At 71.4% G+C, this 12,796-nt stretch carries 10 protein-coding genes; 2 read left to right on the top strand and 8 right to left on the bottom strand.

Features of this window, described 5'->3' with window-relative positions; translation table 11 throughout:
- The first annotated feature begins 17 nt into the window (after positions 1-17).
- Positions 18-1,610, top strand: a complete 1,593-nt coding sequence (locus tag FHX80_RS20205; protein ID WP_145765483.1) for an ABC1 kinase family protein — start codon at positions 18-20, stop codon at positions 1,608-1,610.
- 9 nt (positions 1,611-1,619) lie between these two features.
- Here FHX80_RS20205 and FHX80_RS20200 read toward each other — a convergent pair whose 3' ends face one another.
- The 5 genes from FHX80_RS20200 to FHX80_RS20180 all read right to left on the bottom strand — a co-directional run bounded on the left by FHX80_RS20200 (position 1,620) and on the right by FHX80_RS20180 (position 5,678).
- Positions 1,620-1,823: a hypothetical protein gene (locus FHX80_RS20200; RefSeq protein WP_145765482.1), complete on the bottom strand. Its 204-nt coding sequence runs from the start codon at positions 1,821-1,823 to the stop codon at positions 1,620-1,622.
- 263 nt (positions 1,824-2,086) lie between these two features.
- Positions 2,087-2,410 carry a hypothetical protein gene (locus FHX80_RS20195; protein ID WP_145767395.1) on the bottom strand — a complete coding sequence of 108 codons (324 nt, stop codon included), beginning with the start codon at positions 2,408-2,410 and terminating at the stop codon, positions 2,087-2,089.
- Positions 2,411-2,442: 32 nt separating this feature from the next.
- Positions 2,443-2,811 carry a WhiB family transcriptional regulator gene (locus FHX80_RS20190; protein WP_145765481.1) on the bottom strand — a complete coding sequence of 123 codons (369 nt, stop codon included), beginning with the start codon at positions 2,809-2,811 and terminating at the stop codon, positions 2,443-2,445.
- Positions 2,812-2,983: 172 nt separating this feature from the next.
- Complete coding sequence (locus FHX80_RS20185) at positions 2,984-3,319, bottom strand: hypothetical protein (protein WP_145765480.1); 336 nt, start codon at positions 3,317-3,319, stop codon at positions 2,984-2,986.
- A 166-nt stretch (positions 3,320-3,485) separates the two neighbouring features.
- Positions 3,486-5,678: an ATP-dependent DNA helicase UvrD2 gene (locus FHX80_RS20180; protein ID WP_145765479.1), complete on the bottom strand. Its 2,193-nt coding sequence runs from the start codon at positions 5,676-5,678 to the stop codon at positions 3,486-3,488.
- Positions 5,679-5,899: 221 nt separating this feature from the next.
- Here FHX80_RS20180 and FHX80_RS20175 point away from each other — a divergent pair, with 221 nt between their 5' ends.
- Complete coding sequence (locus FHX80_RS20175; RefSeq protein ID WP_145765478.1) at positions 5,900-6,157, top strand: glutaredoxin family protein; 258 nt, start codon at positions 5,900-5,902, stop codon at positions 6,155-6,157.
- A gap of 158 nt (positions 6,158-6,315) precedes the next feature.
- Here FHX80_RS20175 and nudC read toward each other — a convergent pair whose 3' ends face one another.
- From nudC to FHX80_RS20160, 3 genes are read right to left on the bottom strand one after another with little or no spacing between them, the layout of a single operon-like run.
- Positions 6,316-7,260, bottom strand: a complete 945-nt coding sequence (gene nudC, locus FHX80_RS20170; RefSeq protein ID WP_167523584.1) for an NAD(+) diphosphatase — start codon at positions 7,258-7,260, stop codon at positions 6,316-6,318.
- A gap of 44 nt (positions 7,261-7,304) precedes the next feature.
- Complete coding sequence (locus FHX80_RS20165; RefSeq protein WP_145765477.1) at positions 7,305-8,699, bottom strand: dipeptidase; 1,395 nt, start codon at positions 8,697-8,699, stop codon at positions 7,305-7,307.
- A gap of 10 nt (positions 8,700-8,709) precedes the next feature.
- Positions 8,710-12,261 carry an ATP-dependent helicase gene (locus FHX80_RS20160; RefSeq protein ID WP_145765476.1) on the bottom strand — a complete coding sequence of 1,184 codons (3,552 nt, stop codon included), beginning with the start codon at positions 12,259-12,261 and terminating at the stop codon, positions 8,710-8,712.
- Positions 12,262-12,796: the final 535 nt, after the last annotated feature.

Here is a 12,796-nt window from a genome sequence, read left to right as displayed (position 1 = left end):
GGGATTTGGAGGGGCATATGTCTGATCTTCCCCGGAAGGCGGTCACCCGAACCGCCAAGCTGGCCGCGCTGCCATTGGGGTTCGCGGGCCGCGCCACCTGGGGGCTGGGCAAGCGCATCGGCGGGAAGTCCGCGGAGCTGGTCGCCCGCGAGGTACAGCAGCGCACCGCCGACCAGCTCTTCAAGGTCCTGGGTGAGTTGAAGGGCGGGGCGATGAAGCTGGGACAGGCCCTGTCCGTCTTCGAGTCCGCCCTGCCGGAGGAGGTCGCCGGCCCCTACCGCGCGGCCCTCACCAAACTCCAGGAGGCCGCCCCTCCGATGCCGAACAGCACGGTCCACGCGGTGCTGGCCGAACGGCTGGGTGAGGACTGGCGGGAGCTGTTCCTGACGTTCGAGGACAAGCCGTCAGCCGCTGCCTCGATCGGGCAGGTGCACCGGGCGGTGTGGCACGACGGGCGGAACGTCGCGGTGAAGGTGCAGTACCCGGGTGCCGGGGAGGCGCTGCTCTCGGACCTGACCCAGCTCAGCCGGTTCGCCCGGCTGCTCGGCCCGCTGATTCCCGGCATGGACATCAAGCCGCTGATCACGGAGCTGCGCGACCGGGTGGCGGAGGAACTGGACTACGAGCAGGAGGCGCGGTCGCAGCGGGAGCACGCCGAGGAGTTCGCGGACGATCCCGATGTCGTCGTCCCGGGCGTGGTCCACCAGTGCGATCAGGTACTGGTCACGGAGTGGATCGACGGTGTGCCGCTGGCCGATGTGATCGCCGACGGAACCGCGGAGCAGCGGGACCGGGCCGGGCAACTGCTGGCCCGGTTCCTCTTCTCCGGCCCTGCGCGCACCGGGCTGTTGCACGCCGACCCGCACCCGGGCAATTTCCGGCTGCTGCCCCCGGAACCGGCCGGTGGGACGGACACCGACGAACCCGACGACACGGCCGCCGCTGCCGACGGCACCGAGGAGACCGGCGTCGCGGAGAACACCGGGGCATCTCAATGGCGGCTCGGTGTACTCGACTTCGGGACGGTGGACCGGCTGCCGGGCGGACTGCCCCAGACCATCGGGGACTCGTTGCGGCTGACGCTCCAGGGCGACGCGGAGGCGGTGTACGAGCGGCTGCGCGAGGAGGGGTTCGTCAAGGACTCGATCGACCTCGCCCCGGACGCCGTGCTCGACTACCTCCGGCCGATCATCGAGCCGGCGTTGGTGGAGGAGTTCACCTTCAGCCGGAGCTGGATGCGCAATCAGGCCACCCGGATAGCGGATCCACGATCCCCCGCCCACCAGCTGGGCAAGCAACTGAATCTGCCGCCCTCCTATCTGCTGATACACCGGGTGACGTTGAGCACGATAGGCGTGCTGTGCCAGCTCGGCGCGACGGTCCGGCTGCGCGAGGAACTCGAGTCCTGGCTGCCTGGGTTCCTGCCGCAGGACGAGGAGGAGTGGAACGAGGAGGAATGGGCCGAAGACGCTCCGGCCGAGCTCAAGGCCATGGACGAGCTCAAGGCGACGGACGAGCTCGAGGCGACGGACGAACGCGATGCGGCGGACGAACGCGATGCGGCGGACGAGCCCGTGGAAGGTGCCACGGCCGGCGCGGAGGCAAAGTAGCGGCCGGTCTCACCACCAGGCGGAGTCGAGGCGGCTCTCGATGGCCCTGATGTGGGTGCGGGCGCAGCAGTCGCAGAGGTAGCGGCGGCTGCCGTTCTCCACGGAGCAGATCCAGGTCGGCGGTGCGTCGTGGCTCCCGGCTGCGGTTTCGCACAGGGCACATACAACGCCCTCGGTACCCGCCGCGTCGGGGCGCTGAGTCTCCTCGTCCACCTTGCGACGATAACCCCGCCGGCGCGGTCCGGCACGACAGGACGGGGCGCGGCACGGCACCGGACAGCAGGCCCCACAGCACGGCCTCGGGGCCGGTCCGAGTGGACCGGCCCCGAGGCAGGGGTGGTGGGTGCTGCTTGCTGCGGGTCAGAGAGCGGCTGCCCCGCAGCGGTACTGCTGCCGTTCGGCACTGCTGTTGTTCAGTACCGCCGGCGTTCTGTCCTGCCTGTGTTCTGTGCTGCCGGTCTTCTGTCCTGCTCGGCTCAGTGCATGACCGCCATGGCCAGCGCGCGCCGGGCACGCATCGAGGCGCGCTCGGCCCTGCGCTGCATCCGCCGCGCGTTGCTCAGGCGCAGGGCCTGACGTTGCGCTTCGGCTTCCCGCAGACGGTCGTGCATATGAGCACGAGCCATGGCTTCTGGGATGAGTTGCATCTCGCGGGTCCTGTTCTGACGCGAGTCGTTCGCGCCGATGATGGTGACGTCCGGTGTCGCGGAGCCGACGGGCTCCCTCGTGGGGATGGGCATTGGTTCCTGGTTCCGGGGGTCGTGGGTGTGGGGACGGTCGATGGTTCCGATGCGCTTCATGGGTTTGGGAGCCGTAACTCCCAGGTCGGCGATCACGCCGCGACCGGGTGCTTGCGCGGACGGCCACGCGGCCGCTTGCGGGCAACGACGACGCCCTGGATGAAGAGCTCGCCACCCCAGACACCCCACGGCTCGCGGCGCTCCTTGGCGCCGGCGAGGCAAGCCTCGACGAGCGGGCAGGTACGGCAGAGGGACTTGGCGTACTCGACATCGGCCGGCGACTCGGCGAAGAAGACCTCCGGGTCATAGGAACGGCAGGGGACGGGCACGCCGAGGTTCTCGATGGCGTCGTCGAGCGCGGTGAGCGCAGTGAGCGGGGTCAAGGTGGAGTCCTCCGTGAGGCCGGGCGGGGGGATCGTTTCGGAAGGCGGTACGGACGGGGCGTGCGCTTCGAGTTGCACGGTGGTGGTGTCCTCGTCTGGTCGTTTCCGGCCTGTTGGCCGGGGGCGGCTGGTACCAGGTATTGCTTGTCCCGAGGCTCCTTCGTGCTGTCTCATCCGTTCGGACAAAACAAAAGGGCCGCGGATCCCGAGTGGGGTTCCGCGGCCCTGAAGGCGCCGGCCTGATCGTCGATCAGGCTGGATCACTCCAGGGTTCAGGCCCACGGAAGGCCCACATCGTGTGGTGATGCGTCGTCTGCTTCTTGGCTCCGGCTTCCGCTCCCGCACCGACGGCCGCAAAGGCATAGGCCTGGGCCTGTCCCTTCGCTACTGCTGCAGCCGGTGCCTGGGTCGGTCGCTCATTACGCTCCCGCTCGGAAATGCCTGCCAGGGACAGCGGGCTGACGGCGGGAACGCCGGACACACCGGTGCCACGCAGCGAAGACGTCGAAGAGCAGGCGAGGCCGAGCGAGTAGGCGGAGACGACCGAGAGATCGGTCATTTTGTTGGTCTCGATGATGCTGATCACTTCAATCGCCTCCTCTCGGCGTCTAGAGCGGACCGACCAAGCCGGTCCTACGTATTCGGATAAGTACAGCACAGGATCAGGGCTTCAGAGAAGTCGCTGTTCCCGTGGTTAAGAACCTATGGTGACGACTGGGGCGGGCGCAAACTATTTTTTCGACGAGTTTTTCTCACATCTCCTCGACGGCCTCCCCAGGCGCCTCCGCCCCGTCCCCACCTGCGCAGATGTCCAGCACGGCGGCGCCGAAACGGCCCAGCTTCCGCGCGCCGACCCCGGAGATCCCAGCCAGTTCACCCTCGCTGCCGGGCACCGTCTCCGCGATGGCCATCAGCGTCTTGTCGGTGAACACGCAGTAGGCGGGCTGGCTGATCTGCCGCGCCCGCGCCGCCCGCCAGTCGTGCAGCCGCTCGTACAGCGCCTCGTCCATGTCGGACGGGCAGTCGTCACAGCGCATCAGCTTCATCTCACCGGCGTCGGTCAGGGTCTTGCCGCACACCCTGCACAGCGCGGGCCCGCGCCGCTTGCGCCGGGCCGTGACCGGGCGCTCGATGCCGCCGCCGCTGCCGCTCGTCGCGCCCCTGCTGCCCAGCGCCACCGAGCCGGGGCGCAGCCCGTTCAGGAAGCGGCTCGGGCGGCGGCCGGACCGGCCGCCGGGCGAGCGTGCCAGTGACCACGACAGCGAGAGGTGGAAACGGGCCCGGGTGACGCCGACGTACAGCAGCCGGCGCTCCTCCTCGATCTGTTCGTCCGTCTTGGCGTACGTGATCGGCATCATGCCCTCGGTCAGTCCGACCAGGAACGCGGCGTCCCACTCCAGGCCCTTGGCCGAGTGCAGCGAGGCCAGGGTGACTCCCTGGACCGTGGGTGCGTGCTGGGCCGCGGCCCGCTCGTCCAGTTCGGCGACCAGGTCGGAGAGGGTCGCGCCCGGTTTGGCCTGTTCGAAGTCCTCGGCGAGCCTGACCAGTGCGGCCAGGGACTCCCAGCGGTCTCGCCCCGCCCCGGACCCGGCGGGCGGCTCGCTCCGCCAGCCCTTGGTGGAGAGCACCGCGCGAACCTCGGCGGGCAGCCCCTCCGCATCGTCCAGCAGGGAGTCGTTGCCCCCGGCGCGGGCAGCGCCGCGCAGGGCGACGCCCGCCTCACGTACCTCCGCGCGTTCGAAGAACCGCTCCGCACCTCGCAGCTGGTACGGCACACCCGCGTCGGCCAGGGCCTGCTCGTAGACCTCGGACTGGGAGTTGACCCGGTAGAGCACGGCGATCTCGCCCGCCGGGACGCCCGCGGCGATCAGGTCGCGGATGCGGCGGGCGGTGCCCTCGGCCTCTGCGGGCTCGTCCGCGTACTCCGTATAGGCGGGCTCGGGGCCGCGCTCGCGCTGCGAGACGAGTTCGAGCCGGTGCTCGGCGGCCCTGCCCCGGGCCTGGCCGAGCAGCCCGTTGGCCAGGTGGACCACCTGGGGTGTGGAGCGGTAGTCCCGGACGAGCTTGACGACGGTGGCCCGGGGGTGACGGGTGCGGAAGTTCAGCAGGTGGTCGGGGGTGGCTCCGGTGAAGGAGTAGATCGTCTGGCTGGCGTCGCCGACGACGCAGAGGTTGTCCCGGTCGCCGAGCCAGAGGTCGAGCAGCCGCTGCTGGAGCGGGCTGACGTCCTGGTACTCGTCGACGACGAAGTGCTGGTACTGACGGCGTACGTGGTCGGCGATGTCGTGGCGGTCCTGAAGGATGCCGACGGTCAGGAGCAGCACGTCCTCGAAGTCGATCACCGTGCGTTCCCGCTTCAGCTGCTCGTACATCGCGTAGACCTGCGAGATCTCGGCAGGATCGCGCGGGGCGTCCCGCTGGGACTTGGCGACGACGGCCGGGTAGTCGGCAGGGACGGTCTGGGTGACCTTGGCCCACTCGATCTCGCTGGTGACATCGCGCAGCTCATTGCGGTCGAGCCGGATACCGCAGCGGGCCGCCGCCTCGGCCACCAGTTGGACCTTGCGCTCCAGCAGCCGGGGCAGATCGCCACCGACGGCTTTCGGCCAGAAGTACTGGAGCTGGCGCAGGGCCGCGGAGTGGAAGGTCCGCGCCTGCACCCCGCCGGCTCCGAGCTGGCGCAACCGCCCCCGCATCTCGCCGGCGGCCCGGTTGGTGAACGTGACGGCGAGCACACTCGTCGGCTGGAGTATCCCGGCGCGCACCCCGTAGGCGATGCGGTGCGTGATGGCCCGCGTCTTGCCCGTACCGGCTCCGGCCAGCACGCACACCGGGCCCTGCAGGGCCATGGCGACCTCGCGCTGCTCGGGGTCGAGCCCGTCGAGGACGGCGTCGGCGGAGTCGGGGACCTGAGGGAAGAGGGTGGAATGCGTTGCTGATGTCACCCCGCCATGCTGCCAGGTCGAAAGGGGCGGACGCGGAGGTTGTCCACAGGGGTGCAGCATCAGTCGTACTAATCAGGATCGGCGCCGGGAATGGTGGCCAGGTCACGTACGTTGCCCTGTCGTGCGGCAACGCACGTCCAGGCTTCCGGGTGTGACGGAAATGACCGCGACGGGACGTGGCGGGATCGCCGGGACCAATTGAGACTAAGGAGCACGAAGACATGCCGGGCACTGTGACGATGTACAGCACCACGTGGTGCGGCTACTGCCGTCGGCTCAAGGGCCAGATGGACCGCGAGGGCATCGCGTACACCGAGATCAACATCGAGCACGACCCGGACTCCGCGGCCTTCGTCGAGAAGGCGAATGGCGGAAACCAAACGGTTCCGACGCTTCTGGTGACTCCTGCCGGCGGTGGCGAGAACGTCGTCATGACGAACCCGAGCCTGGCCCAGGTGAAGCAGGCCCTCGCGGCCTGACCTCCCGGCGCGCACCGCCCCTTCCGGCAGGCATCGCCGGAGGGGGCGTCGCTGTGTGCGCGGAGAGCAGGCGGCGGCCGTTCACGGCCCTGGTCCCGGACCGCCGCCGCGTTGTCCCTGGCCGCTTCCGCGGCCGGGTCGGACGGGACGCTGCCCGGTCAGCTCGCCCGTACTGGCCTCGGGAGGGGCTTGCCGTACCAGATCTCGATCAGCCGGGCCGCGATCGAGATGCCGAACGGGGGCAGGATCTCGCCCGATTCGAAGGCGGCGGTCAGCTCCTCGCGGGAGAACCAGCGAGCCTCCTCGATCTCCTCGCCGTCGACGTTGATCTCGTACGTCGTGGCCCGTGCCATGAAGCCGAGCATCAGGCTGGACGGGAAGGGCCAGGGCTGGCTGGCGATGTACTCCACCTCGCCGACCGTGATCCCCGCCTCCTCGAACACCTCGCGCGCCACGGACTGCTCGATCGATTCGCCCGGCTCGACGAAACCGGCCAGGGTGGAGAAGCGGCCCTCGGGCCAGTGGACCTGGCGGCCCAGCAGGGCGCGGTCCTGGTCGTCGGTGACCAGCATGATGACCGCGGGGTCGGTACGCGGGTAGTGCTCCGCGCCGCAGGCCTGGCAGCGGCGGATGTGTCCGGCGGCCGCGATCACGGTGCGTTCGCCGCAGCGCGAGCAGAAGCGGTGCAGCCGCTGCCAGTTCTCCAGCGCCACCGCGTGCACCATCAGACCGGCGTCACGGGCGCCGAGGAGCAGGCCCGCCTCGCGCAGGCCGGCGGGACGGGCCGACTGGTCCATGCGGCCTGGCAGCGAGTCCTTCTGGAGAGCGAAGTAGCGGACGCCGTCCTCGTCGGTGCCGAGGAAGTAGCGGTGGGTCTCGGTGACGGGCGCCTCGAAGGCGGGGGTCGTCACGAGTTCGGTCCCGTCGGCGGTGTCGTCGATCAGCACCTGCCCGCCGGAGACGACGAAGACCCGGGTCGTCGGGTGGCTCCACGCGGCGGCCAGCCAGGCCTCGTCGAGGCGGTGGTGCGCGGCGCGGTCGATGCCGCTGGGCGCGGTCAGACCGATGGGCCGGTCTGCGGTGGCGTTGTCGAAGGTGCTCACAGGTGCTTCCTACTCCCCCGGGATGGATCGGGTGTTCAGAGGATTCAGCGGAGTGCGGCTGCCAGTTCGCCCCAGAGATGGGCGGTGGTCTCCACGCCTTTGAGCAGCAGGTCGAGTTCGACCTTCTCGTTGGGGGCGTGCCAGCCGTCGGACGGTACGGAGATGCCCAGGAAGAGGACGGGGGCGCCGAGGACGTCCTGCAGGTCGGCGGCGGGTCCCGAGCCTCCTTCGCGGGTGAAGAGGATCTTCTGGCCGAAGGCTCGTCCCATGGCGCGGGCCACGGCCTGCAGGGCGGGGTGGTCCAGCGGGGTGAGGCAGGGGCGGGTCGCGGGGAGGAAGGTGATCCGGTGGCGGACCCCGGCCGGGATCCGCGCCTCGGCCCAGGCCTGCACGGCCTGTTGGACGTGGGCCGGGTCCTGTCCCGCGACCAGGCGGAAGCTGATCTTCACCCGTGCCGAGGACGGGATGATCGTCTTGCTTCCGGCGCCCTGGTAGCCGCCGCCGATGCCGTTGACCTCGGCGGTGGGGCGGGCCCAGATCCGCTCCAGCGTGGAGTAGCCCGCCTCGCCGGACGCGGCCTGCGACCTGGCGGTGCGCAGCCAGGCCGCCTCGTCGAACGGCAGCTCGGCGAAGAGGGTGCGTTCGGTGGCGGTGAGTTCGGCCACGCCGTCGTAGAAACCGGGGACCGCGACCCGGCCGTCCGCGTCGTGCAGTGCCGCGACGAGCCGGGCGATCTCCGTCGCGGGGTTGGGGACCGCGCCGCCGAACGATCCGGAGTGGATGTCCTGGCCGGGGCCGTGCAGCTCGATCTCGCACTCGGCGAGGCCGCGCATGCCGGTGCAGACGGTCGGGGTCGTCTCGTCCCACATGCCGGTGTCGGAGACGATCACGGCGTCGGCGGCGAGGCGGGCGGCCCGCTGCTCGACCAGGGCGCGGAAGTGCGGGGAACCGGACTCCTCCTCGCCCTCGACGAGGAGCTTGAGGTGTACGGCGGGGGTGGTGCGGCCGGTGGCCGCCAGGTGCGCCCGGACCCCGAGGGTGTGGAAGAACACCTGCCCCTTGTCGTCGGCCGCGCCGCGCCCGTACACCCTGCCGTCCCGGATCACGGGCTCGAACGGGTCGGTGTCCCAGCCGTCCTCGCGGGCGGCGGGCTGCACGTCGTGATGCCCGTACACAAGGACCGTGGGGGCGTCCGGATCGTCGGACGGCCACTCGGCGAAGACGGCGGGCGCACCGTCCGTCTCCCAGATCTCGGCGACCGGGAAGCCGGTCTCCTTCAGCTTGGCGGACAGCCAGGCGGCACTGCGTCGTACGTCCCCGTCGTGCTCCGGCTGGGCGGATACGGACGGGATGCGCAGCCACTCGGCGAGGTCGTCGAGGAAGGCTGTGCGGTGCTGCTCGGTGTACGTACGGACGGCGCTGTCCGGGGTATCGCTCATGACCTTCAGCCTATCGGGCCGTGGGCGGTGGCTCGTCCAGGAGGATCCGCTCCAGCTCCGGGCGGCCCGGGAGGCGGGTGGGGCGGACGCTCTCGCCGCTTCGTACGAAGAGGAAGGTGGCCGTGACGCCGGTGAGCGGCAGGCCGTGCAGTTCGGCCCAGGCGAGACGGTAGACGGCGAGCTGGAGGGGGTCCGCGGTGTTGGTGCGGCTGGTCTTCCAGTCGACGATCTCGTACGTGTCCCCGGTGCGGTACACCGCGTCGATGCGGCCCCGGATCACCCGGCCGGCCAGGGTGATCTGGAACGGCGTCTCGACGCGGTAGGGGATGCGGCGGGCGTACGGGGTGCGCTCGAAGGCCTCCTTCAGCTCGGCGAGATCGCGTTCGTCGGCGATGTCGGCATCGCTCTCGTCGCCGCCGGGCAGCTCGTCGGGGCCGAGCATGGGCAGTGGCAGTTCCTCGAAGCGGGACTCGACCCAGGCGTGGAAGCGGGTGCCGCGGCGGGCGGCGGGCTGCGGGGGGCGGGGCATGGGACGGGCCAGCTCCTGGGCGAAGCCGTCGGGGTCGTCGGCGAGACGCAGCAGCTGGGTGGCGGAGAGCGAGGCGGGTACGAGGACGTCGCGCACGGTGGCCCGGGCCCGGCGCAGCTCCCCGGCGAGGGCATCGAGGTCGCGGTCCCAGGAGGCGAGGGTGCGGGACTCCTCGGGGGTGAGACGCGGGGGGACCCTCTCGGGCGCCCGGGCTGCGGGGACGTACGGGACGGGCGGGACCGGCGTGACGGGCGGGACCGGCGGCGGCCCGTCGTCGCGGAAAGGTGCCTCGTTGCGGAAGGGACCCTCGTCGCTGAGGGGACCCTCGTCCGGAAGCGGCCCGTCGTCCGGGAAAGGGGCCTCGTCCAGGAAGGGATCGTCGTCGGGGAACGGCGCCTCGTCGAGGGGCGGCTCGTCCGGGAAAGGCGCCTCGTGGAGGTACAGCTCGTCCGGCAAGGGCGGTGGCTCCGCCGCCCCGTGCGGCGCAGCACGCGTGCCCGCCGCGGGGCCCCCGGCGGCCAGCGCGTTCAGGTGGGCCATCACCGTGTCCGCGGCGGCCCTGCGGCGGGCCAGCGCGGTGTCGTCCAGGGGCAGCGGCCAGGCGTGGTCGGCCGCCGACTCGGCCAGGGCGGGGTTCTCCTCGTCCTCGGCCGGCTCGTCCTCCCACGCCTCGATCTCGCCGTGACCGGCCACGCAGTGCTCGTACAGCGCGTGCAGGAAGCCGGACGGGCCGCGCGGCTTCTTCTGGCTCGGGCCCCACCAGTGGCCGGAGCCGAGCAACAGGGTGCGGGGCCGGGTGAAGGTGACGTATCCGAGACGCAGTTCCTCGGTGTGCTGGTGCTCCTTCATCTCCTCCTTGAAGCCCTTGAGGCCCTTGGCGTCGAAGGAGTGGATGACGGGCAGTGTGGCCGTGTCGCCGCGCAGGGCGTGCGGGAGAAACTTGGACTGGGAGGTCCAGGCGTCGCGGGACTGGCCGCTGGGGAACTGGCCGGTGACCAGGCCGGGCACGGCGACGACGTCCCATTCGAGGCCCTTGGACTTGTGGGCGGTGAGGACCTTGACGGTGTTCTCGCCGCCGGGCAGCGCGTTGTCCAGGCCCTTCTCGTACTGCGCGGCGGTGCGCAGGAAGCCGAGGAAGGCGAGGAGGGTGGCCTCCCCGTCGACGGCGGCGAAGCGGGCCGCGACGTCGAGGAAGTTGGCGAGGGTCTCGCGGCGGCGGGCCGCCAGGGCCTGCGGGGACGCGGAGAGCTCGACCTCGAGTCCGGTGGTGGTGAGGACCCGGTGCAGTACGTCCATCAGGGGGTCGGCGAGCGAGCGGCGCAGGTCGCGCAGTTCGGTGGCGAGCCGGGCGAAGCGGATGCGGGCCTCGGTGGAGAACGGCAGGCGGTCGTCCTGCTCGCCCCCTGAGTCGAGGAAGGTGTCGAGGGCGTCGGCCAGCGAGATCACCTCGGCCGGGTCGACGCCTTCGACGGCTTCGGCGAGGCGGCGGTCGGGGTCGAAGTCCTCGTCGCCGCCATGGGCCGCGCGGTGCACGAGGAGGCGGGCCCGGCGGCCGAGCAGCGCCAGGTCACGGGGGCCGATCCGCCAGCGGGGGCCGGTGAGCAGCCGGACCAGGGAGGCGTTGGCCCCCGGGTCCTGGAGGACCTCGCAGACCGCGACGAGGTCGGCGACCTCGGGGAGGTGGAGCAGCCCGGAGAGACCGACGACCTCGACCGGGATGTCCCGGGCGACCAGGGCGGCCTGGATCTCCGGGAAGTCGCCCGCGGTGCGGCACAGGACGGCGATCTCACCGGGTGCCTTGCCGGTCCGCACGAGGTGGGCGATCGAGTCGGCGAGCCAGTCGATCTCCTCGGTGTGGGTGCGCAGCAGGGCGCAGCGGACGAGGCCGTCGCGTTCGGCGCCGGGGGCGGGGCGCAGGGCCTCGACGCCCTCGTGCATGGCGCGCAGAGGTTCGGCGAGGCCGTTGGCGAGGCGGAGGAGGCGGCCGCCGCTGCGGCGGTTCTCGCTGAGGGAGTAGCGGGTGGCGGGGGCGCCGTCGGCCTGCGGAAAGTGGTCCGGGAAGTCGTCGAGGTTGGCGACGGAGGCGCCGCGCCAGCCGTAGATGGCCTGGCAGGGGTCGCCGACGGCGGTGACCGCGTGCCCGGACGCGAGGCCGTCGGGGCCGCTGCCGAAGAGGGCGGAGAGCAGGAGCCGCTGGGCGACGGAGGTGTCCTGGTACTCGTCGAGCAGGACGACCCGGTACTCCTCGCGCAGGATCGCCCCGACCTCGGGTCGGGTGAGGGCGAGCTGCGCGGAGAGCGCGATCTGGTCACCGAAGTCGAGGAGGTCGCGGCTCCGCTTCGCCTCCCGGTAGCGCCGGGTCAGGGAGAGCAGCTCGCGGCGGGCCTCGGCGGTCTCGGGGATCTTGCGCAGTTCGGCATTGCTGAGCTTGGCGGTCTCCAGGGTGCGGAGCAGTTCGGTGTCGTACTCCGCGAGCTGTTCGGGGCGTACGAGGTGTTCGGCCAGCTCGGCGTCGAGCGCCAGCAGGTCGCTGACCAGGGTGGGGAACGACCTGGTCAGGGCCGGGTACGGGCCGGGGGCCTCGCGCAGTACGCGGGCGGCGAGCTGAAAGCGGGTGGCGTCGGCGAGGAGGCGGGTGGTGGGTTCGAGCCCGATCCGCAGCCCGTGCTCGGTCAGGAGCCGGCCGGCGAACGCGTGGTACGTGGAGATGCTGGGCTCGCCGGGCGGGTTGTCCGGATCGATGGCGTCCGGATCGGTGACGCCGGCGGCGATCAGGGCCTTGCGGACGCGCTCCGCCAGCTCGCCGGCCGCCTTGTTGGTGAAGGTGAGCCCGAGGACCTGCTCGGGGGCGACCTGTCCGGTCCCGACGAGCCACACCACGCGGGCCGCCATCACCGTGGTCTTCCCCGACCCGGCTCCGGCGACGATCACCTGAGGGGCGGGCGGCGCGGTGATGCACGCCGTCTGCTCCGGGGTGAAGGGGATTCCGAGCAACTCCTTGAGCTGCTCGGGATCGGTGATGTGTGAGGACACTCCACAGAGGCTAACCGGACACACCGACAACCCACGAAGCCGTGATCGGCCTCGCGCTGGGCCCAGTGCCGGGTATCCGGGGGAGCTCGTACGAAACGGTGTGAGGAAGCGCACGGGGCCCGGAGACGGGCGGCGCGCGGAACCCCCGCGGAGGCCGGGAAGCGTCGCGCCCGGGGCCCGGCCCACGTCGAAGCGGATCACTGCCGACAGCTGCCGATCACGCCGATCGCACCCGCCGGCCAACAAGGTGGCGGAGACGTTCCGCGAGCGCGGGTTCCCCTTCGCTCTGCGCCGGCGCGAAGAGATCGAGCACTCTCCCCGACCGGCAACGGTCTGGAGCCGATGGAGCCCGGCATCGTCCCCTCCCGTCGCTGGCGGCCGGATCACGCGGCCGAAGTGGCCGAAGCGGCCGGGACACGGGGCTGCGCCGGAGCGCGTGGAGCGGCTCGACGACCTTGAGCAGGGGCAGTAAGTGAGCATCGCCGAGGCGACCGACGACGACGGCATCACCATCTTCGTCACCGTGGCACGCACG

Origin of the sequence: Streptomyces brevispora, from assembly GCF_007829885.1 — a bacterium.
Taxonomy (GTDB): Bacteria; Actinomycetota; Actinomycetes; order Streptomycetales; family Streptomycetaceae; genus Streptomyces; species Streptomyces brevispora.
Note: the sequence above shows the minus strand (reverse complement) of the source record. Positions and strands in the feature narration are given on the sequence as shown.

Coding starts and splice junctions, on each gene's coding strand:
- FHX80_RS20205 (WP_145765483.1), top strand. CDS start 18: ATGTCTGATCTTCCCCGGAAGGCGGTCACCCGAACCGCCAAGCTGGCC.
- FHX80_RS20195 (WP_145767395.1), bottom strand. CDS start 2,410: ATGAAGCGCATCGGAACCATCGACCGTCCCCACACCCACGACCCCCGG.
- FHX80_RS20175 (WP_145765478.1), top strand. CDS start 5,900: ATGCCGGGCACTGTGACGATGTACAGCACCACGTGGTGCGGCTACTGC.
- FHX80_RS20165 (WP_145765477.1), bottom strand. CDS start 8,699: ATGAGCGATACCCCGGACAGCGCCGTCCGTACGTACACCGAGCAGCAC.